The 19,952-nt window shown below is 72.4% G+C and carries 19 protein-coding genes and 1 pseudogene; 13 read left to right on the forward strand and 7 right to left on the reverse strand.

What is annotated here, in order from left to right:
- Window positions 1–406: 406 nt before the first annotated feature.
- A complete protein-coding gene (locus BIV23_RS50170) occupies window positions 407–550 on the forward strand; it encodes a hypothetical protein (protein ID WP_177239755.1) in 144 nt (47 codons plus the stop codon).
- Window positions 551–729: 179 nt separating this feature from the next.
- On the opposite strand, the gene BIV23_RS06870 is transcribed toward BIV23_RS50170, so the two are convergent.
- Entirely contained in the window at window positions 730–1,410 is a 681-nt protein-coding gene (locus BIV23_RS06870) for a TMEM175 family protein (protein WP_071379838.1), read from the reverse strand.
- Window positions 1,411–1,646: 236 nt separating this feature from the next.
- Here BIV23_RS06870 and BIV23_RS06875 point away from each other — a divergent pair, with 236 nt between their 5' ends.
- Window positions 1,647–2,489, forward strand: a complete 843-nt coding sequence (locus tag BIV23_RS06875) for an NmrA/HSCARG family protein (protein ID WP_071379839.1) — start codon at window positions 1,647–1,649, stop codon at window positions 2,487–2,489.
- 376 nt (window positions 2,490–2,865) lie between these two features.
- Here the strand turns inward: BIV23_RS06875 and BIV23_RS06880 are convergent, their stop codons facing one another.
- Window positions 2,866–3,333, reverse strand: a complete 468-nt coding sequence (locus BIV23_RS06880; RefSeq protein WP_071379918.1) for a hypothetical protein — start codon at window positions 3,331–3,333, stop codon at window positions 2,866–2,868.
- Window positions 3,334–3,586: 253 nt separating this feature from the next.
- Here BIV23_RS06880 and BIV23_RS06885 point away from each other — a divergent pair, with 253 nt between their 5' ends.
- Window positions 3,587–5,224 carry a translation initiation factor 2 gene (locus BIV23_RS06885; RefSeq protein ID WP_071379840.1) on the forward strand — a complete coding sequence of 546 codons (1,638 nt, stop codon included), beginning with the start codon at window positions 3,587–3,589 and terminating at the stop codon, window positions 5,222–5,224.
- A 123-nt stretch (window positions 5,225–5,347) separates the two neighbouring features.
- Here BIV23_RS06885 and BIV23_RS06890 read toward each other — a convergent pair whose 3' ends face one another.
- A complete protein-coding gene (locus BIV23_RS06890; RefSeq protein WP_342746349.1) occupies window positions 5,348–7,255 on the reverse strand; it encodes a tetratricopeptide repeat protein in 1,908 nt (635 codons plus the stop codon).
- Window positions 7,256–7,883: 628 nt separating this feature from the next.
- On the opposite strand from BIV23_RS06890, the pseudogene BIV23_RS53135 reads away from it, so the two are divergent.
- The 4 genes and pseudogenes from BIV23_RS53135 to BIV23_RS06905 form a co-directional block, all read left to right on the forward strand.
- Window positions 7,884–8,000: pseudogene (locus tag BIV23_RS53135) on the forward strand (DegT/DnrJ/EryC1/StrS family aminotransferase); the annotation flags it as partial.
- 97 nt (window positions 8,001–8,097) lie between these two features.
- Entirely contained in the window at window positions 8,098–8,502 is a 405-nt protein-coding gene (locus BIV23_RS50175) for a hypothetical protein (RefSeq protein WP_071379842.1), read from the forward strand.
- Window positions 8,495–9,313, forward strand: a complete 819-nt coding sequence (locus tag BIV23_RS06900; RefSeq protein WP_071379843.1) for a class I SAM-dependent methyltransferase — start codon at window positions 8,495–8,497, stop codon at window positions 9,311–9,313. The genes BIV23_RS50175 and BIV23_RS06900 overlap by 8 nt, the downstream gene beginning before the upstream one ends.
- Window positions 9,310–9,588, forward strand: a complete 279-nt coding sequence (locus BIV23_RS06905) for a hypothetical protein (RefSeq protein ID WP_071379844.1) — start codon at window positions 9,310–9,312, stop codon at window positions 9,586–9,588. Before BIV23_RS06900 ends, BIV23_RS06905 begins: the two co-directional genes overlap by 4 nt.
- Before the next feature lie 283 nt (window positions 9,589–9,871).
- Here BIV23_RS06905 and BIV23_RS06910 read toward each other — a convergent pair whose 3' ends face one another.
- The gene (locus tag BIV23_RS06910; RefSeq protein ID WP_071379845.1) at window positions 9,872–11,509 is read right to left on the reverse strand and encodes an FAD-dependent oxidoreductase; all 1,638 of its coding nucleotides are present in this window, start codon (window positions 11,507–11,509) and stop codon (window positions 9,872–9,874) included.
- 149 nt (window positions 11,510–11,658) lie between these two features.
- On the opposite strand from BIV23_RS06910, the gene BIV23_RS06915 reads away from it, so the two are divergent.
- The 4 genes from BIV23_RS06915 (at window position 11,659) to BIV23_RS06930 (ending at window position 16,172) form a co-directional block, all read left to right on the forward strand.
- Entirely contained in the window at window positions 11,659–12,285 is a 627-nt protein-coding gene (locus tag BIV23_RS06915) for a TetR/AcrR family transcriptional regulator C-terminal domain-containing protein (RefSeq protein WP_342746350.1), read from the forward strand.
- Window positions 12,286–12,920: 635 nt separating this feature from the next.
- A complete protein-coding gene (locus BIV23_RS06920) occupies window positions 12,921–14,087 on the forward strand; it encodes a PLP-dependent cysteine synthase family protein (RefSeq protein WP_071379847.1) in 1,167 nt (388 codons plus the stop codon).
- Window positions 14,084–15,349: an MFS transporter gene (locus tag BIV23_RS06925; protein WP_071379848.1), complete on the forward strand. Its 1,266-nt coding sequence runs from the start codon at window positions 14,084–14,086 to the stop codon at window positions 15,347–15,349. Before BIV23_RS06920 ends, BIV23_RS06925 begins: the two co-directional genes overlap by 4 nt.
- A 196-nt stretch (window positions 15,350–15,545) precedes the next feature.
- Window positions 15,546–16,172 (forward strand): DedA family protein, encoded by a 627-nt coding sequence (locus BIV23_RS06930; protein WP_071379849.1) that lies wholly within the window; start codon window positions 15,546–15,548, stop codon window positions 16,170–16,172.
- A gap of 59 nt (window positions 16,173–16,231) precedes the next feature.
- On the opposite strand, the gene BIV23_RS06935 is transcribed toward BIV23_RS06930, so the two are convergent.
- The 3 genes from BIV23_RS06935 to BIV23_RS06940 form a co-directional block, all read right to left on the reverse strand.
- Window positions 16,232–17,398: an amidohydrolase family protein gene (locus BIV23_RS06935; RefSeq protein WP_342746351.1), complete on the reverse strand. Its 1,167-nt coding sequence runs from the start codon at window positions 17,396–17,398 to the stop codon at window positions 16,232–16,234.
- The gene (locus BIV23_RS53140; RefSeq protein WP_281250109.1) at window positions 17,395–17,520 is read right to left on the reverse strand and encodes a hypothetical protein; all 126 of its coding nucleotides are present in this window, start codon (window positions 17,518–17,520) and stop codon (window positions 17,395–17,397) included. The genes BIV23_RS06935 and BIV23_RS53140 overlap by 4 nt, the downstream gene beginning before the upstream one ends.
- Window positions 17,521–17,625: 105 nt before the next feature.
- Complete coding sequence (locus tag BIV23_RS06940) at window positions 17,626–18,114, reverse strand: hypothetical protein (RefSeq protein ID WP_071379851.1); 489 nt, start codon at window positions 18,112–18,114, stop codon at window positions 17,626–17,628.
- A 142-nt stretch (window positions 18,115–18,256) separates the two neighbouring features.
- Here BIV23_RS06940 and BIV23_RS06945 point away from each other — a divergent pair, with 142 nt between their 5' ends.
- Window positions 18,257–18,616 carry a DUF779 domain-containing protein gene (locus BIV23_RS06945; protein WP_071379852.1) on the forward strand — a complete coding sequence of 120 codons (360 nt, stop codon included), beginning with the start codon at window positions 18,257–18,259 and terminating at the stop codon, window positions 18,614–18,616.
- A gap of 95 nt (window positions 18,617–18,711) precedes the next feature.
- Window positions 18,712–19,950, forward strand: coding sequence for a phosphodiester glycosidase family protein (locus tag BIV23_RS06950; protein WP_245790404.1), 1,239 nt, complete (start codon window positions 18,712–18,714; stop codon window positions 19,948–19,950).
- Window positions 19,951–19,952 lie beyond the last annotated feature (2 nt).

Raw genomic sequence — 19,952 nt, forward strand, 5'->3', positions numbered from 1 at the left:
GGCACCCGTCTCCGGCCGCGACGCCGGAGGGGGTTCCTCTGATCCCGCCGGAGATGGCCAGGCCGGAAGGACCGACCCGCTACGGCGCCACGACGGTCTTCGCTCCGTCCCACGGACGCGTAAGTGCAGGGGTGTCACCAGGTGACGCCCCTGCACAAGAGCGCGCCTCCCGATGCCCTCGGGCCGGCGGGTCACAGCAGACGACTCACACGCTCAGCCCCTCTGCCCGGCTGAAGCCATCGGCTTCCGGTTCATCGACGTCAACGTCGGCAACAGCAGCTGAGCCTGCCGGTGGCTGAGCCTTCGATCGCACGCCGCCGGGCCGCCCTCCGCCGGGCGTGCCTGGTGCGATCCGCCCATCTGTCTGCGCCGCCGCTGCCCTGCCGTCGTCCTCGGGGCAACGCCGATGGGGCTGATCGCCTGGTCCGAGCCGTGGATACGGCTGGTGGTCGACGTGGCTGCGGGCATCACCGCGGGCTTGGTCTTCAACCTGCTCAACCCTTTCGACAAGGGCGACACCGACTCCACCTCACACACTGCGCCGGAGTGAGGAGGACGTCAGCTGAAGGCTTCTGTGCCCGCCGCGTGACCGGCACCAGCGAACGCGCCCGGCCCCCAGAGCGGGCGAAAGGGCGGACACGACCTGCCCTTCGGCCGGGTTCCGCAAAGCCTGCGGAACCCGGCCCTCGGTTTGGGATGGTGGCTCCTTCAACCCCGGGAGGCAGGCGCTTATCCGGTCACGGCCCGGTGTCCGGCGTCAGGCGGAACCGTCCTACGGGGCAGACCTTCGCTGGTGACGAAGTAGAAGACAGGGAGGAGAACGAACACGGCGATCGCCAGCAGCGGTGCGACGAGCACCCCGAGAAGCCCGGCCGCGGTGTAGGCGAGGGCTCCGGCCCAGGAACGGAGCCGCCCGTGGCGCACGTACGTGTCCTCCACGTCGGGGTCCAGCAACTCGGGCCGGTGGGAGATCTGTCGGTAGAAGGCCACCCAGCTCAGGCACATCGCCGCGGCGATGCCGGCGTACAGAGCGACGGCCACCCGCGCGTCCGCTCCCCGGGGGTCCGCCTGCAGCGCGTCCGCCACCACCGCGGTCGGAAAGGACAGCAACCCCGTGGTGAGCAGCAGAAACAGGTTGGCGGCATGCAGCCCGCGATCCATGGTCCTGATACGGACGAAGGCCTGGTGATGGTTGAGCCAGATCACCGCGACGTAGCCGAAGGACGCCACATAGCCGAGGTAGGCAGGCCACTGGGCCAACAAAGCCCGGCCAAGGCCACCCGGTCTGTGCGGAGGGTCGGCAAGATTGAGGACGAGAAGCGTGACGGCGATGGCGAACACACCGTCACTGAAGGCCTCGGCCCGTGTGGTCTCGGAACGTGAGAACTTGCGGGGGTGGGTGCGGGACAAGCCGTCTCCTGACGTACTGGCTCATGTCGTTCACAAGTATCCGTGTGGTCTCCTTCACCACGTCCGCAGTGTGGCGGTGCGAACAGAGTCGTGCGCCGACAGTCAATGTGCCGAGCGATCAGGTGCTTACGATCGAGCAGCCGCGCGGCTGCGTCTGCCGTCCACGACCGGTGGTTACGGTGGAGCCGGTGCGTTGATCCACTGCCATGCCTGTTCGCAAGGAGGGACGTTCTGCGATGGTCGATGGACCGATCCTGGTACTGGGGGCAACCGGCGGGCAGGGCGGTGCCGTGGCCGACGCGTTGCTCGGCCAGGATGCGCGGCTCCGGGCGCTGGTACGTGACCCCCTTGGAGGAGCCGCACGGGGATTGGCCCGCCGAGGCGTCGAAGTGGTGACGGGATCCCTGAGCGATCGCGCGTCGCTCGCCGCGGCGATGAGCGGGGTGGCGGGCGTCTTCGCGTTGACCACTCCCTTCGAGGCCGGTGTGGAGGCGGAAGTGGCTCAGGGGCGGGCGATCCTCGCCGCCGCCGACGAGTCGGGCGTACCCCATCTCGTGTTCAGCTCGGTAGCCGGCGCCGACCAAAGTAGCGGCGTACCCCATTTCGACAGCAAGGCTCGGATCGAAGCCGAGCTGGTCTCCGGGGACGTGCCCTATACCATCCTCGGGCCGACGTATTTCTTCGACAACGCCCTGGGCGGTGCGGATCGCATCCTGAACGGCGTTCTCGATCTGCCGCTCCCGTCCGACCGGCCGTTGCAGCAGCTGGCCCGCCCCGACCTCGGTGCGTTCGCGGCGGAAGTCCTGCTCAACCCCTCCCCCTATGTGGGGCGGCGTATCGAGCTGGCCGGTGACGCGCCCACTCCTGCGCAGATGGCCGCCGCGCTCGGCGCGGTGCTGGGACGGGAGGTCCGTCACGAGTACGTACCGCTGACAGAGATCAGCAATCCTGATATGCATGCGATGTGGATGTTCCTGAACGGACCCGGCTATCGCGTGGACATTCCCGCGCTGCGCGGCGCTCACCCGGAGATTCCGTGGACCCGATTCCCGGACTGGGCGCGCCGCACATTCGCTTAGGGGCCCGTAGCGATGGCGCCACGAAACGATCCTTGCGGATCAGCGGATCATTCGAGCGGAGGTCTTCGTGAAATCCCGGACGAAGCCCCTTCGGGAAATTTCGCCGAAGCCTCTCGACAGGCCTGCCGCGTCTGGGGCGGTCGCACGGAGTCGGAGCGGCAGGAGAAGGCCCAGAACGTCCGTCGTCACTGACGTGTCCAGCAGCCCCGCCGGGCGAACGCCAGGGTTCGTCTGTCAGTGCGCGTGGCCGGGACCGCGAGCGGCCGGGACGGGATGCCGAGCCGACGACCGCGGTGGTCTACGCCCTCGACGGTGCCCCGGTGCCCCCGTGCCCGGTGCACGATCTGGACCGCAGTGCTGCAGCGCGGTCCGACCCTCAACAGGTCCTCGTGGCATCGTTCACAGCCCTCTGGGCCTCCTCCACGAAGGCCTGCTTCGCCCGGTGCAGATCGTCCGGTGCCTCATGGCGCCGGAGGCAGTCGACGAGACGGCCGGCCGCGGCGGCGGCCGCGGCCGGTCCTTCCAGAACGACTCCGCCGAGAGCCCGTTGAAGCAGGACCTCGTCATCGGCCTGCCCCCGTCCCGTGCGCTCAGCCAGAATCCTGGCCTCGGCGGCCCCGAGGAACTCCGCGTACACCTGGCGCCGGAGCGCGACCGCACGCTGCGCGGCCTCGCCCTGGAGGGTCATCCGGACCGATTCGAGCAGCGCGTCAGCCTGTCGGTCGCCCGCGTGACGGGCCGCCGCAGCCTGCTGAATGCCGGCATTGCGGGTGTACCAGCCCGTGACGATGCTGCCCGCGATCGCCGACCCCGCGGCGATCAGGGCGATACCCCACTCACTCATGCCGCCACTCTCCCGATTCCGCACGGCACCCGACATGGCGTCTGCCGCATATGCCTCGTCCATCACCTCAGGCACCGGTACGACGACCGGTTACTATCGGGTCATGTCGCCGGACGACACCAACGAACCTGCCCCGACCAGCGAAGACGCCGTACCGTCCCCCAAGTCACGCACTACAATAGACAGTCGGACGGGCGACGGGCGACGGGCGACGGGCGACGGGCGACGGGCGACGGGCGACGGGCGACGGGCCGTGCTGTTCGCTGCTCGGTCGGCGGTGGCTCTGTACCGGCTGCTCGATGTCATCCCTGTCTTCTCCGGCGATGACCGGATCACTCGTCTCTTCACTCTGGTTCCGGGATCCGACTTCGGAGTCGACGCCCTGTCCGCCGTCGATGCCGTCGGCGGCCGGACCCTGCCCTGGGACGAGGCCTGCGCCCGCACGTACGACCTTGTGATCGCGTCGAGCCCGAAGGGCGATCTACCCCTTCTCCATGGCAGACACGTGTTGCTGCCGCACGGTGCCGGCTACAACAAGTCAATCCCCGGGGAAGGTTCGGACTCGGCGTCCGGACTCGACCCGGCCATGCTTCTCCGTGACGGCGGAGCCCCGATAGCGCTGCACGCGGTCGCCCACCCGGACCAGGTGGCCCGGCTCGCGTTCGGTGACGTACGGGCTGCCCGCCGGGCGAAGGTGATCGGGGACCCCACTCTGGAACGTGCGCTCGCCTCCCGCCCGCTGCGCGAGAGCTACCGGGCCGCACTCAGGACCGGCCCTCGCACGCTCCTCACGCTCGTCTCGACGTGGGGGCCGGAGTCCCTCCTGCGGCGGCGTCCCGACTTGCCCGCCCGGCTCGCAGCGCATCTCCCGCATGACGAGTACCAGTTGGCCCTGGTGGTGCATCCCAACGAGCGCAGCCGGCTGAGCACGTACGAGCTGAAGGAGCAACTGGCACCGGCCCTCGAAGCGGGAATGATCCTCGCGGGTCCGCACGAGGAGTGGGCCTCCGTGCTGATCGCCGCGGACGCGCTGATCACCGACCACGGGTCCGCCGCTCTGTATTACTGCGCCGTCGCGGACCGGCCTGTGGTGAGTGCCCACCACGGCGGTACCGAGCTCATCGCGGACAGTCCGATGCACACACTCCTGCGCCGGATACCGCAGCTGGGACCCGCCGAGGCGGTGCAGGAAGCCTTGCTGGCGTACCGGCCGGGGCCCGGGCGCGCGGCGGCCGAGGCGGCGTTCGCGTATCAGGGCGAGGCCCTGAACCGGCTGCGCACCGAGCTGTACGCCGTCCTGGGCCTCACCCCCCGGGAATTCGGCAGCCCACTCAGGCTTCTGCCCTCTCCCCGCCCCGCCGACCGCTCGCCCACGGCCTTCGACGTTCACGCCGAGATCACCACGGACGGTGTACGCATCGCACGGCGCCCCGTCGGCGCCGCACCGGCGGGACACCATCTCGCCGTGGAGTACGGCGCCACGGGGGAGAGCCTGACCCGCTCCGCCGGCCTGCTGTACCGCCGTCCCCTCCCCACCTCGGCCACCCGGGCGGATCTGGCCTGGAGCTCGGACGGATGGGCCCAGCACGCCTTGTCCGCGTACCCCGGTTGCCGCTCGGCCGCGGCGATCCTTCCCTCGGGGCTGTGCCTGCTCAGAATCCGCGGCCACGCCGATCCGTACGTCGTCCAGACCGAAGCGCACGACGAGGCCGACGGACGAGTCGCCCATGCCGACCCGGCCGCCACCGCTTCGGCCGTCCATGCCTGGCTGCTCGCCGGTGGCGCGCCGCCTCCTTCCCTGCCTGTGCGCCTGGCCTGTCACATCGGTGACCGCTGCTTCCGCGTCCTGCTCCGCCCGGCCGCCGGAGACGAGGCCATGCAGATGGTCTGAACGCATCGCGGCCATCGGGCGGTTCCCATGTCCTCGCGGCCACTGTCCGACCCACCGGATCGAGCCGGCCGCCCGCCGCCGGGCCGGGATGCCCGCGAATCCCCACGGTCCGGTCGCCGGGACCTACTCGTCGTCAAGCCCGTTGCGCTGCCGGATGGCACGGGATGCCGCACGATGCCCCTCGGCTTCGGTGAACTGCCCGTCCGCGTCGGCCAGTTCGGCCATCGCGTCGTGGATGCGTGCCTGATCGAAGCCGGAACCCCGTCGGCGGGCGGCCTGCAGCGACTGCTCATACAGCGGCCGTGCCTCATCCGTACGGCCGAGGTCACGCAGCACTCCGGCGAGCGCGAACCCGGTGCGCCGCGTCATCCTTTCGCGGCCCAGTTCCACGGCTGTGGCATGCGCTTCGGACAGCAGGCGGTATGCCGCCTCCAACTCGCGCAGAGCAGCCGTGGCCTCCCCCAGCCGGTAGGTCTGGAGCATGACTCCGTAAGGGTTGGGAATGGCCAGGTTCATGTCGCGTGACCGGGCGAACTCGAGGGCGGCACCCTGCCAGTCACCGCGCACACCGTTGAGCATCCCCCGGAACTCGATCAGCGACGCGCCGAGTTTGCGGTCCCGCGCGCTGTCCCCCAGAAAGCCGAGAACGGCTTCGGCGCTGTCGAGTTCGCCGACGGCGTCGTTGAAGCGCCCCGCCTCCCACAACGGGCGTGCGAGCTGACATCGTGTCCGCACCAGCCATGCGGCGTTTCCGCCATGGCGGACGGCGGAGGACACGGCGAGCCGGAAGGCCCCGATCACGTCCGACTGGTGAGGATGGTCGAGCGCGTACGTCCACAGCGGCTCGGACAAGGCCACCACCTCGGCGTCCAGCTCACGCTCGTGGGCCAGCCGTACGGCGGCGAGCAGCGTGTGGCGTTCCTCGTACAGCCAGCGAGAGGCAGCTTCGGCCCGCTCGGTCCTGGCCGCGTCGTCGGCCGCCTCTTGAGGATCTTCCAGCGACACGTCCGGTGCGCCGGGCACCGTGGGGTACTCCTCCGAGACGATCAGCCGTCGGCCGGCGACAAACCGGTCCGCACGCTGCGCCTGCCGGACGATCCAGCGCAGTAGACGCGTCTGGGCCTGGCCCACCTCTCCTTCCTGGGTGTCCCGATGTGACCGGCGCAGCGCGTGCCCGTGCAACGGACCCGGCAGTCGCATCCGCCCGTCTCCCGTGCCGGTCAGGGAGCGCAGGTCGAGTAATCCGGCGCCGTGCAGTTCCTCGAGTGCGTCCTGGCAGGGCTCCTGGCCGAGCCCCAGCAGGGCGGTGGCGGAGGTCACGGTGAAGGTCGCTCCGGGATGGTGTGGCAGCAGGCGGTAGAGCAGACGCGCAGGGTGGGACAGGCCGTCGTACACGGTGTCCCAGACCCGCTCCACGTCCGGCAGGCCCTTCTCCTCCAACTCACTTCGTAGATCCGGGATCAGTCGGGAGAGCGGGCGCAGCCGATGTACGCGCACCCACCGTCCAGCGGCGTGCAGGGCCGCCGGCAGACCGTCGCACAACCGCACCAGCGTCCGCACGGCCTCGGGGTCGGCGGCGAGCCGTGGATCCTGGACGATCAGTCCCAGCAGTTCGGTGGCCGCCCACTCCTCCAGCGGCGGCAGCGTCATGCCGACGGCGGCGCCGTCCTCCAGGTCGTGGAGCGGGCCGTGGCTGGTGACGATCACCAGGCTCTCCCCGGACGCGGGAAGAAGAGGGACGATCTCCGAGGCGTAGCGCGCGTTGTCGAGGACCAGGATCAGCTTCGCACCGGACGTCTTGTTCCAGTACTGCCGGCACCGCGCCTTGAACTGTGCCGCGACAAGCTGCGGCTCCACGTCCAGGGATTCCAGCAACTGCGCCAGCACGTCGCCCGGATCCAGCACACCGCCCAGCCGGAAGTCGTCCAGATCGACCGTCAGGACGCCATCGGGGAATCGCTCCCGCTCCACGCGGGCGATCAGATGCGCCAACTCGGTCTTGCCCATCCCGCCCGGCCCGCTGAGCGTCATCACCAATGGCCTGGATCGGCCCCGCCACTCCCGCACCGCTCGAAACGCCCGCTCCCGCTGCTCGTCACGATCGACGAAATACGTGGGCTCCGGCGGCAGTTCCACCCTCATGCGACCCCTCTCGGACTTCTCACCCTCGCTCGATTCTCCACGGTGTCCACGCAGTGCCTGGCCCTCAAGCAGACGTGCCCACAACCAAGCACTCTAGAAGCCCGGTTCAGGCGTGGAGTCCACAACCACGTACCGCGTCGTCGCCGGGCAGCCCGGCCGTGCCTTCGGTGTGCAATTCCCCGCATATGCCGAGGCGTTCGGAGATCGGTCCGGTGTCGTGCGGCCAGTCCGAGGGCCGCAGGCCCCGGTCAGCGCGTGGAGGCGGCTGGCGGTGAAGGTGCCGGGCAGGACCGCACGGGCGGCGGCCCCGTGCCGGACGGTCCGCTCTCCCCCAACTCGTCGTGGGTCCTGTCCTCGACGAGTCCCCCAAGCCCGAACCGTCCCTCCATGGCGGGTCGTCAATTCATGGGAAGATAATCCTACCCACACCCTGTCAATCTCCTCCCTATGAGGGAATTTGACGGCCATGTGACCACGCTATTCTCGATGCGTGAGTCAGGCAGCGGCGTTCGACAGAATGCGGCAGGGCATTCGGCGACACGTGGCCGAGGTTCTGGACAGCGGTAGATACTCGCATGGCGCGAAAGTCGCCGAATTCGAAGCGGCTCTCGCCGACTGGACCGGTGCCCGGTACGCGGTCAGGGTGTTGGTGTCCGAGCACAGGCCGAAGAGCATGGGGGCGCGACGCATACGGACACGCCCGTGCCGGGCGGCGTACGGTCGCCGCGCTGGTGACGCCCGTCGGCAACGCGGCCTTCGTCGTCCGCGTCCATCTCGCCCAGGCCGCCCTGATCGCGCTCGCTCCCGTCCTCTTCGCCACGCCCTGGTGGTTCCCGCTCGCGCTGCTGCGCGTACCGGCCGTACGCCCGCTCGAGCTCACCCTCACCCTGCGCGCCCCGGACCTGCTCCGCGCCCGCAGACCGGCCATCCGCAACCACCGGCTGGCCGTGCTGCTCCTCCTCCCACCTGGAGCCTGGTCGAACGGCTGCGCCTGCGGGCGCCCACGGGCTGGCGGGCGCACGCCCGAGCAGCGAAGGAGCGTTGCGCTCCGCTTTCTCCTCGCGCCGAGGCTGCTCGCCCATGTCTCACACACCGCCGCATCGCATCCCGGGCCCGAGGAGGCCACGCATGAGTGACCGGACCGCCGTTGCGCCGCTGCGCGGCCGCCACGTCTTCGACACGAGCATTCCCGATGAGGACGAACGACTGCGGCTCGGCGAGGCGTTGTGGGATCCGGGCACCCGCACCCGGCTGGCCCGGACCGGCCTGACCGCGGGCTGGCACTGCCTCGAAGTGGGCGCCGGACACGGCTCGGTGGCGGCCTGGCTGGCCGAGCGGGTGGGAGCGGCCGGCATCGTGGAAGCCGTCGATACGCGCACCGACCGCCTGGAGTGGCTGACCGAGCACGACGTGCGGGTTCGGCGGCATGACGTGACCACCGACGAACTCCCGCGTGCCACCTACGACCTGATCCACGCCCGGATGGTCGTGCAGCACGTCCTGGACCGGCCGGCGGTGGTACGCCGGTTGTGCCGTGCGCTCAAGCCCGGCGGCCACCTGGTCCTGGAGGACACGGACACCGCCTCCCTCTTCAGCCACCCCACCCGCCCGGACTTCCTCCAGGACGTCAAACACGCCGCGTACCAGGTGATGTCCGACGCCGGTCACCACCTCCGTTGCGGTCTGCTCGACGCCTCGCTGGCCACGGCCGCGGGCCTGGTGGACGTCCGCGGCGAAGGCCGCTCCTCGGTGGTGTACGGCGGCAGTGGCGCGGCGCGCTGGTACTCGCTCTGGCTCGCCCGTCTGCGTCCGGCCATGCTCGCGTACACCGGCATGACCGCGCACCGACTCGACCAGGCGGCCGCCGAGTTGAACGACCCCGCCAACAGCTGGCTGACCCAGGTGATGGTCACGGTTACCGGTCGCGCGCCGTATGAGGAGCGATGAAACCACCGAATCTCGACACGCTCTTCGACACGCCGGCCGAGCGGCGCGGCGACGCAGTGGTCCATCTCGGCAGGCCGTCGGAGATCTCCTCGCAGCCCGAGGTGCGCTACGGCATCGGGCAGCTCGCCCGGCTCGCCGAGGCCAGTGCCCGGCCTGGCCCGGCCCGGCTACACGGTCGCCGTGCGCTGCACACACTGCTCACCCGCCTGAACGCCGCCGTGCTCGTCACCGACGCCCGCACCCGAAGGCCGCTCGGCGTGCGGGGAGCGATCTGACGGCGCTCGTCGGCCGCACGGTCGGCCGCACGGGGACGGTGCCCGGCGCCACACCGCTCGACGGGTTGTACGGCGGCGCGGCACCCGCGCCGCGCCGGTCAGTGGCCGGCCGCCGGCGACCACGAAGCGGATGTGCGGGATCCGACCGGCGGCGAGGATATTTCCGGCATCCGCATCGCCGACCATGCGCCCGGCGGGTCCGGGTCCATGGACGTCGGGACGTCATGCTCGACACGTCCCTGTGCCGAGCCTGGAGACAACCCACGGCGTCGCAGTCGTCCCTTCACCGCGGCGCCACCCCAGCGCCAGGCGCCGCGCCACCTGCCCACTCGCGCAGGGCGGCTTCGAGGCCGGTGACAACAGCGATACCGGGGTCGGTGGGGTCGGTGATGTCGCAGGCCCAGGCGACCACCCCGTCCGGGCGTACCAGCAGCCCGGTCGGCGTCGTCGCGGCGTCGTCGGTCACGATGCTCACGCGGCCGGTCCAGGCCGCGGCGAGGCGGGCGAACGCGCCGTTCGCGGTGCGGTCGAGCAGCAGGAAGCCGCCACCGTGACCGTGGTCGACCAGCCGGGAGCCGTCCCTCAGCCACAGGTCGGGGACGTACCGGCCGACCAGCGGATGATCGCCGGGCAGGTCGACGCGCTGTGTGACACCGGAGATCTTCTTGACCGCATGGGTCGCGCCGGCCGGTGTGCCCAGCAGGTCGGAGACGACCTCCCGGAGCGCGGCCGACTTCGCGTCCCCGCGCATCACCCCGGTCTGGGCCCGCGTCCAGTCCAGCACCCAGGCACCGAGGGGACGCCGCTCGGCGTCGTAGGTGTCGAGCAGCCCTTCGGGGGCCCACCCGGCGACCACGGCACCGAGCTTCCAGCCGAGGTTCATCGCGTCGCCGACCCCGAGATTGAGTCCCTGCCCGCCGAACGGCGAGTGCACGTGCGCGGCGTCACCGGCCAGCAGCACCCGCCCCGACCTATAGGCCGCCGCCTGGCGGGCGTTGTCGCTCCAGCGGGTCGCGGCGCCGCGCAGCGCGGTCAGCGTGACGTCGGTGCCCGAGACCCGGCGCAGACTGGCCTGCACCTCTTCGAGGGTGACCGGCACCGATCCGGGGGCGGATGCGCCGTCGAACTCCACGGTGACGACCCGACCGGGCTGTGGCCCGCAGCGGTACGCACCCCGGGTCGACCACGCCCATCCGGGTGCGAGCTTCTCCGGATCGGCGATGTCGACGACCGCCAGGTGACCGGTGAGTTCGGGGTCGGTGCCGGGGAAGTCGATGCCCGCGAGGCGGCGTACGGTGCTGCGTCCGCCGTCGCACCCGACCAGCCACCCGGTGCGCACCGAGCCGGCGGTGGTACCGACGAGTACATCGCCACCGGTGTCCTCCAGCGCGGTCACCTCCACCCCACGACGCACCGGTACGCCGAGCCGCGTGACGTGGCCGGTCAGCAAGTCCTCCAGCTCACGCTGCGGCACCATCCGGGCGCCGGCGACCGCGGCGTGCGCGGCGAGGTCGGCGTCGGACCAGTCCACGAGGTCGGCATCGAGGACGATCCCGGCGAAATGCCCGGTGAAGCGCGGCTCGTCGGCCTGCGGGCGGTCACCGGACGGCCGGCCGCCGGACGGCCGACCCTCGGCCGCGGGAGCGAACGAGCCCACCCGTTCCAGCACCGCTCGCTGCACGCGTTCGGCGGCGGGCAGCAGGCCGCGGCGGTCGAGTGCCGCGGCCGTCGGCACGTTGACGGCCCCGGCCTTCATCGCCCGGTCCGGCTCGGTCCGTCGTTCGAGCACCTGCACCCTCGCCCCGGAGAGTGCCAGTTCGGCGGCGAGCACGAGCCCCACCGGCCCGGCACCGACCACGGTCACGTCCACATCCACGCTCAGGCTCGCGTCCACGCCCAAGTCCTGGTTCACATCGCTCATCACGAACGATGTTCTATAAACGAACAGCGTTCGTGTCAAGTTATGATGGCCGGGTGAACCCGAGAGAGCGACGCGCGGCGCGTCACCAGCCGCCGAACCCCGAGGCCGCAACCGACGCCAGACCACGGCGCCGAAAGGCCCCCATCACCGTGGAACAGGTCGTCGACACCGCGCTGGGCATCGTCGCCACAGAGGGGTACGAGGCACTGACCATGCGCCGACTGGCCGGCGCGCTCGACACCGGACCCGCCTCGCTCTACGCCCACGTGGTCAACAAGGCCGACCTCGACGAGCTGCTCATCGGGCGGCTGTGCGCCGAGCTCGTACTGCCCGCGCCCGACCCCGCCGCCTGGCGGGAGCAGATCCGCGGCGTCTGCGCCCAGATGCGCGACCAGTACCTGAAGTACCCCGGCATCTCCCGCGCCGCGCTCGCCATGGCCCCCACCGACCTCCAGGCCATGCGCGTCACCGAAGGCCTGCTGGCGATCCTGCTCGCCGGCGGCGTCGCTCCGCAGGCCGCCGCCTGGGCGATCGACGCCCTCCTGCTGTACGTGGCCGCCTACTGCCTCGAAGTGTCCATCGCACGCCGCCGGGCGGCGGACGACGACACCGCCTGGGTCCTGGACCGCGACGAACTCCTGCGCCGGTTCACCGCCCTGCCCGCCGGGACCTTCCCCCACACCACCCGCCACGCCGCCGAGCTCACCGCCGGCGAGGGCCACGACCGGTTCGACTTCACCCTCGGCATGCTGATGGGCGGCCTCGTACCCCGCTGAACCGAGGGCGTGGCCGACCCTCACTTCACGCACTCGTGCACTTACTCTGTGCATCCATGAGGGTCGGCCCGGAATCCCGCGACCGCTGCTCCGTGCCGCGCACGGCGGCGGCGGTTCTGGTGCTGCTGGCCGCCCTGTTGCACCTCCTGGCCTGCGCACACGACCCGGCAGCATCGCCCGACGGGGCCGATGCGCGTCCGATCGCCGGACCCGTTGTCGTATCGGATGGACCATCGGAAGCTCTGCCGGATGCGCTGTCGGATGCGCACGGCGATTCCGGGCCGGGGCCGGAGCGGCACTGCTGCCATGCGGACGAGCCGTCGATCCAGGCTCCGCGCGACACCGGCCTGGTCCAACACCCGGGACGAGGGACGGGGCAGGGGGGCGTACCCGGCGTCGAAGATCCCGTTCCCGCCGGATCCGTGGTCCGTTCGGGCCGTCCCCCGCGCGTCCCGGACCGCTCCGGCTCCCCGGTCGGGCGGTCCCTGGCCCGCTTGGGCGTGTGGCGGACCTGATCGGCCGTGGGCCGTGCCCCTGCGGTTCGTACGCGCAGCGGAGCACGGCGGCAGTGGACCGACTCCCCCTCGTGTCACGGCCGTCGGCCGTTCGCCGACCAGCCGCAGGAGAAGCACGCCATGAACCACACCGCGCACACGCACACGCCTCTCACGCCGTCCGGGCACCCCCGGCGCCCGATGCGCACACCGGCCGGACTGGTCGGCGACACCCCCGTCCTGTGGATCGCGGAGCCCTTCACCACCGCCGGACGCGGATTCTGGGCCAAGCTCGAAGGACTCAACCCCGGCGGCCTGAAGGACCGCGCCGCCCTGCACATGGTCGCCGCGGCCCGCGCCCGCGGGCGGTTGCGGCCCGGCGCCCGGATCGTGGAGTCCAGCTCCGGGACGCTCGGCCTCGGGCTCGCGCTGGCCGGGTCCGCGTTCGGGCATCCCGTCACCGTGGTCACCGATCCCGGCCTGGAACCCCTGATGAGCGGGCTGCTCACCGCGTACGGCGCCGGAATCGAGGTCGTCGCCGAGCCGCACCCGGCCGGCGGCTGGCAGCAGGCACGCCTGCGCCGCGTCGAGGAGATCCTGGCCGAGGAGCCGGGCGCCTGGCACCTGAACCAGTACGACAACCCGGACAACGTCGCCGCGTACGCCCCGCTCGCCCGGGAACTGGCCGCCCAACTCGACCGCGTCGACACGCTCGTCGTCTCCGTCGGCACCGGCGGCCACTCCGCGGGCATCGCCTCCGTGCTGCGCCGACCGTTCCCGCGGCTGCGTGTCGTCGGCGTGGACGCGACCGGTTCGACGATCTTCGGTCAGCCCGCCGCGCCCCGCCTGATGCGCGGCCTGGGCAGCAGTGTCCACCCCCGCAACGTCGCCCACCACCTCTTCGACGAGGTGCACTGGGTCGCCGCCGGCGAGGCGGTCTGGGCCGCCCGGCGGCTGGCCCGGGACCACTACGCGACCGGCGGCTGGAGCGTCGGCGCCGTCGCCCTCGTCGCCCGCTGGCTCGCCCGTACCCTGCCCGCCGGGAACCGTATCGTCGCCGTCTTCCCGGACGGGCCGCAGCGCTACGTCGGCACTGTCTACGACGACGCCTACTGCCGGACGCACGCGCTGCTGGAGCGCACGCCCGCCGACGACCCGGACGAGATCGCCCACCCCGGAGAGCGGACCGTCACCCGCTGGACCCGCTGTACCCGAGTCCACGACCCGCTCGCCCCGCACGCCACGGACGGCTTGCGCGGCACGGCAGAGGAGAACGGGGCGACGAGGCCGAACGGAGCTGCCCGATGAGGCACGTGTGGCAACAGACCCGCTCCTTCCCGCCCCCGGCACGGGTGTTGATGGTCAATCAGTTCGCCATCAACCTGGCCTTCTACATGCTCATGCCCTACCTCGCCGCCCACCTCGCACACGGACTCGGCCTCGCCGCCTGGGCGGTGGGGCTCGTGCTCGGCGTGCGCAACTTCTCGCAGCAGGGGATGTTCCTCATCGGCGGCACCCTCGCCGACCGCCTCGGCTACAAGGCCCCGATCATGGCGGGCTGTCTGCTGCGCACCGTGGGTTTCGGGCTGCTCGGCTGGGTCGACAACCTGCCCGCCCTGATCGCCGCCTCCGCCGCGACCGGCTTCGCGGGCGCCCTGTTCAACCCCGCCGTCCGCGCCTACCTCGCCGCCGAGGCCGGCGAGCGACGCGTCGACGCGTTCGCCGTGTTCAACGTCCACTACCAGGCCGGCATGCTCCTCGGCCCGCTCGTCGGGCTCGCCCTGCTGGCGGCCGACTTCCGCCTGGTCTGCACGACCGCGGCGGCCGTCTTCGCCGGACTCACCCTGCTCCAGTGGCGCACCCTGCCCGCACGCCACACCCGAGGGGCGGGCGCCGCGGGAAGCAGTGTGGCGGCGCAGTGGCGCACGGTCGTGGCGAACCGGCCCTTCCTTCTCTTCGCCACGGCGCTGATCGGCTCCTACGTCCTGACCTTCCAGGTCTACCTCGCGCTGCCCCTGGCCGCGACCGACGCCCTCGGATCCGGCGGTACGGCCGTCACCAGCGGCCTGTTCGTGGTCTCGGCCGGGGTCGCCGTGGCCGGGCAACTGCGGCTGACGGGCTGGGCGAAGCGACGGTGGCGACCCGAACAGGCACTCGTGCGGGGGCTGCTCGCGATGGGGCTGGCGTTCCTGCCGCTCGTGTTCGCCCCGCGCGCCTCGTCCCCGGCCGTGCTCGGCTCGCTGGTGGCGGCGGTCGTCCTCCTCGCGGCGGGTTCGGCGGTGGTCTACCCGTTCGAGATGGACACCGTCGTCGCCCTGTCCGGGGACCGGCTCGTCGCCACGCACTACGGCCTCTACAACACCGTCTCCGGCCTCGGCATCACCCTGGGCAACCTGGTCGTCGGCGCGATGTGGGACCACGCGCTGCGCCACGGCGCCCTCTGGCTGACCTGGGCGGCACTGACGGCGACGGGGACGGCCTGCGCCGCCGCGGTGGCCGCGCTCGCGCGAAGCGGGCGGCTGACGGCACGGCGGCCGGAGGCGGTCGCGGCCTGGAGAGGGACCCCGTGAGGGCCGCCTCTGCAGGTGGTGCCGTGCCTGCCGCGCAGCCCGCCTCCCGTACAGGTGGCGGGGTTGCGTCCGGCACTGCCACCGTCACGAGGACGGCACGCTCGACGCGGGCGGATTCACGGCGGGCGGGCGATCCTGGTGAGCGAGCGGTGCTGCGCGGAGGCGGCGCTGCGCGAAGGCCAGGAGGCGCGCCCCGGTGATCGCCGTCAACCCGTTGAACAGTGCCTCGGTGCTGGCCGCCTTCGGCGCGCTGGGCGTCCTGGTGGTGCTCTTCGCGGAGTCCGGGCTGCTGGTCGTCGGCTTCGTCCTGCCCGGTGACACGTTGCTGTTCCCGGCCGGGGTGCTGTGCGCCGGCGGCGCGCACCAGCCGCCGCGGCTGGCCCTGTGGCAGGTGCTGGTGTGCGCCGCCGTCGGGGCGGTGGCCGGCGGGCAGGCCGGCTATCTGATCGGCCGCCGCGGCGGACAGGCGCTCCTGGCCCGCACCTCCAGCCGCCGGGTGAAGGCGACGGCCGCCCGCGCCGAGGAGCTGCTCGCCCGGTACGGCTATGGGAAGGCGCTGGTCATCGGCCGGTTCGTGCCGTTGCTGCGAACGGTTGTGCACCCCGTGGCCGGTGCGCTCGGGGTGCCTGTCCGCACCTTCACGCTGTGGCAGACCGTGGGCGGGGTGCTGTGGTCGCAGACGCTGGTCCTCGCCGGTTACAGCCTGGGGGCGTCGGTCCCGCGCATCGACGACTATCTGCTGCCGCTGGTCGCGGTGGTCGTCGTCGTGTCGATGGTGCCGTTGCTGATCGAGACGTACCGCCGGCGGCGTGAGAACCGATAGGGCCGGGCCGCACGGCGCAGCCGTGGATCGCCGACGACCCCGCGCCCCTTCAGGGCGCTTCAGACGTCCGTACCCCGATACGTGGCCCGGCCCCCGACCGCCGCCAGCAGGACCGGCGGATCCGCCAGATCCGTGTCGGCCGCCGCCGGCGGATCGTCGGCCAGGACCGTGAGGTCGGCGCGGTGCCCCGCGGAGATCTCCCCCGCCCGTGCCTCCTCCCCCGCCGCCCAGGCCGCGTTGACCGTCATGCCCTGGAGCGCCTGCAGCGGGGAGTGAGGGCCTGGGCCGGGCCGCGCGGGGGCAGCGGGAGATCGGCGGGGCGGCGGTGGCGGGCGCCGGCCACGACCTCCGGCGGCGGGTACGGCGCGATGGGCCGGTCGGAGCCGAGCACGATCCGCGCCCCGGCCTCCCGCAGGTCCCTGGAGCCCGCGGTGGCAGTGGGGCGTCTCCAGCCAGGCGGTGCCGTTGTCGATCGTGCCGTCCATGAAGAGCTTCACCCCGGCCACCCGCCACAGGGCGCCGCCGGTGCCCTGGAGCCGGACGAGGCCGGCGACGGCGTCGCCGTCCGCCTCCGGCCGGCACCAGGGCGCGACGCGCAGCCGCAGCGGCAGTGCGGCCTCGGACTCCAGTGCCGCGTAGACGGCGAGGCTGTCCCCGTTCGCGTCCATCGCGTGGCCGCGGCTGAGGCCGGACGCCGCCATGGCGTGCAGCACCTCCGCAGTCCGGGCGCGCACCTCGGCCTCGGTGAGCCGGGGCGCGACGGCCTCGACGAGTGCGCAGGCCGCGTCCTCCAGCAGCAGTCCGGTGGGGCGGCCGTCGGCGTCGCAGACGATCTCGGAGCCCAGTCCGAACGGGCGCGGGCTGATCCGCCCGTCCCGCGCGGCGAGCACGGCGAACGCGGCGAGCGCGGTGTTGGCGTGGGCGCCCAGGCCGTCGAGGACGACGAGGACCTGCTCGCGCAGGACCGGCCGGTGGCGGCTGAGGTGGCGGGCGTTGATCCACAGTCGGCTGATCGCGTCGTAGGCTGCGCCGGAGGTGCGGGCGAGAAAGCGGGCGAGGTGGCTCGGTGGGGCCGCCCTCGGGGCGTTCGGCCGGCAGGAGCCGGTCGAGTTCACCGGCCGCGGCCCCGTGGCCGCCGCCCTCGGCGGCATCGACCTGGCCCTGCCGGCCGGCCCGGCGGTGTCCGCGGCGGCGTACGCGCCGCTGATGCGCACACTTCGCGTCACCGGCTGAGGTCCCCGCCACGGCCCTCCGGGAGAGCCGGGACCACCCGCGCCCGGCCGCCGAGCACACCGCGGCCGACGACCAGCACGCGGACCGGATACCGGATACCGGACAGCATCGACACGCGCGGGAAATCCGCCAGCCCACTCAGAGCCACACACCCCGCGCGGGGCCGGCGCCCCGGACACCGAGCAGGCGCCAGGCGGGCCGCTGCCGTTCGCCGGGCGGTTCAGTGCGGGGTGCCGCCCTTGCGGCGCTTGCGGTTCGGGCGGTGGGGGCGGTGGACGGTGGCCAGCTCCCCGATGGCGGCGCGGACATGGGCCGGGTCGCCCCTGCGGGAACCTCCCGCGCACCACCAGGACGGCCGCCCGTCGACGTCCCTCGGGTGCATGCCCAGGTCGTGGACGGTGCAGACCGGCCACGCCCGCCACAGCAGCTCGCTCACCGTCTCCTGGGCGGCGTCGGCGACGGCCGTCAGGGCCTCGGCGGCCGTCTCGTTCGGCAGCAGAGGGTTGCCGTGCGCCTCGCCGTCGGAGAGAGCCACGTAAACCTGCTCGTCCAGGTCCGCCCTCTCCGGGTGGACCGTCAGCCGCAGCGGGCGCTGCTCGGGGACCGTCGCCGCCAGATCCCGGTTGACGGCCGCCAGCGCCTCGTCCCACAGCGGGTATCGGCCGACGGGCACCTGGCGCGGCTCGGGCGGCCGGAGGGAAGGGCACATACGTGCATCCTCCCAGACCGCTGTCCCGGCCGAATCGAACCCGTTCGAGGAAGCGAACGCCGCCTTCTGGACGCCCCTGTGACGAGCCGTGAGACTGGGCCGGGAACGGCGCCCCGGCGCCCCGCTCTTCAGGACGGTGACCATGGAAGAGGAAGTCCCCCGCGTCGAACTCACCCAGCGGGCCGCAGAGCTGGTGCGCCAACTGCGCGCCATGCACGGACCGCTGATGTTCCATCAGTCAGGCGGCTGCTGCGACGGAAGCGCGCCCATGTGCTACCCGGACGGCGAGTTCCGCACCGGCGACTCGGACGTGCTGCTGGCGGAGCTGTCGGTGGACGGCGTGGCGGAGCCCGTCACCTTCTGGATGTCCCGCAGCCAGTACCAGGCGTGGAGCCACACCCGGCTGATCGTCGACGTCGTGCCCGGACGGGGTAGCGGCTTCTCGCTGGAGGCACCCGAGGGGGTGCGTTTTCTCACCCGTTCTCGCGTAGTCGAGGCCTAGTCGGCCCGCCGTCCCCCCGCTTCTGCTCAACTGCCCCTGAATCCCTTGGAACACGGGGACCCACAAGGCCAGTTGACGAGGCATCAGGGGGCACGGTGGCAGGACGAGACAGGCGTACGACAACGGCGAGAGCGGTTCTCACGGTGGTCACCGCGTTCGGTGTGCTGGCCGGTGCGGCCCTGACGGGGGCGGCACCGGCCGCTGCCGTACCGGCGGGCACACGGATCGCGCCCGGGGTCACCTACCGGCAGTTCGACGTCCGGGCGGCCGCGGGTCCGACGCACGTCCATCTGCTCACGGTCGACCTGGGCGATCCGCGCGTCCGCGTGGACCTGCTGTATCCGGGCGCGGTGGCGGCGCGGGCCACCGTCTCCGGGATGGCGGACGCGGCCGGGGCGGTCGCGGGGGTCAACGGTGACTTCTTCAACATCACCGAGACCCAGCACCCGGGCGTGCCCGCCACCGGCGCGAGTGTCGGACCGGCGATCGCCCACGGGCTCGTACTCAAGGCGGCGGTGCCGGACGGCCAGCGGTTCGGGCCCGCGCTGCCGCCGGGCACGAACACCCGGGACGTCTTCGGTGTCGGTGTCGACCGGCGGGCCCGGATGGACCGCCTCTCCCTCACCGGCTCCGTCCGCACCCCGGCGGGCCGGTTCCCGCTGAAGGGCCTGAACCAGTACGCCCTCCCCGAGAACTCCGTCGGCGCCTTCACCTCGCGCTGGGGCAGCGCCTCGCGCGAGCGCGCGGTCTGCGGATCGGACACCGAGCGCTCGGCGCCGTGCAGCACCGACACCCACGAGGTGCGGATCCGCTCCGGCCGGGTCGTCTCCGCCTCCGACACCCCGGGCAGCGGCGCGATCCCGGCCGACACCACGGTCCTGGTCGGCCGCGAGGAGGGCGCGCGGCAGCTGCGCAAGCTCTCCGTCGGCGAGCGGGTGACCGTGACGCACGCCCTGGCGGCGGCCTCGTCCGGAGTGCCGTACGCGTTCGCCATCGGCGGGTTCCCGGTGCTGCGGGACGGCCGGGAGCTGTCCGGGCTGAACGACGTCGCCTCGGCGGTGCGCACGGTCGTCGGCCTCACCGACGGCGGACGGCGGATGCTGATCCTGGCGCTGGACGGCGCCGCCGCCTACCGGTCCGGGATGACGGTCGCCGAGGAGGCGGCCACCATGCGTTCGCTGGGCGCCTCCGACGCGTTCAACCTCGACGGCGGCGGCTCGGCGGAGATGGTCACCCGGGACGCCGGCGCCCGTACGGTGACGGTCCGCAACCATCCGAGCGGTGGCGCCGAGCGGCCCGTCGCGAACGGCATCGGCGTCTTCGCCGCCCCCTGATC

It is taken from the genome of Streptomyces monashensis (assembly GCF_001866665.1).
Classification (GTDB): Bacteria; Actinomycetota; Actinomycetes; order Streptomycetales; family Streptomycetaceae; genus Streptomyces; species Streptomyces monashensis.

What these genes read in the sequence shown, in the direction of transcription:
- BIV23_RS50170 (WP_177239755.1), top strand. Translation starts at nt 407, where the DNA reads ATGGGGCTGATCGCCTGGTCCGAGCCGTGGATACGGCTGGTGGTCGAC.
- BIV23_RS06875 (WP_071379839.1), top strand. Translation starts at nt 1,647, where the DNA reads ATGGTCGATGGACCGATCCTGGTACTGGGGGCAACCGGCGGGCAGGGC.
- BIV23_RS06880 (WP_071379918.1), bottom strand. Translation starts at nt 3,333, where the DNA reads ATGAGTGAGTGGGGTATCGCCCTGATCGCCGCGGGGTCGGCGATCGCG.
- BIV23_RS06890 (WP_342746349.1), bottom strand. Translation starts at nt 7,255, where the DNA reads ATGACGCTCAGCGGGCCGGGCGGGATGGGCAAGACCGAGTTGGCGCAT.
- BIV23_RS06900 (WP_071379843.1), top strand. Translation starts at nt 8,495, where the DNA reads ATGAGTGACCGGACCGCCGTTGCGCCGCTGCGCGGCCGCCACGTCTTC.
- BIV23_RS06905 (WP_071379844.1), top strand. Translation starts at nt 9,310, where the DNA reads ATGAAACCACCGAATCTCGACACGCTCTTCGACACGCCGGCCGAGCGG.
- BIV23_RS06910 (WP_071379845.1), bottom strand. Translation starts at nt 11,509, where the DNA reads ATGAGCGATGTGAACCAGGACTTGGGCGTGGACGCGAGCCTGAGCGTG.
- BIV23_RS06920 (WP_071379847.1), top strand. Translation starts at nt 12,921, where the DNA reads ATGAACCACACCGCGCACACGCACACGCCTCTCACGCCGTCCGGGCAC.
- BIV23_RS06925 (WP_071379848.1), top strand. Translation starts at nt 14,084, where the DNA reads ATGAGGCACGTGTGGCAACAGACCCGCTCCTTCCCGCCCCCGGCACGG.
- BIV23_RS06940 (WP_071379851.1), bottom strand. Translation starts at nt 18,114, where the DNA reads ATGTGCCCTTCCCTCCGGCCGCCCGAGCCGCGCCAGGTGCCCGTCGGC.
- BIV23_RS06945 (WP_071379852.1), top strand. Translation starts at nt 18,257, where the DNA reads ATGGAAGAGGAAGTCCCCCGCGTCGAACTCACCCAGCGGGCCGCAGAG.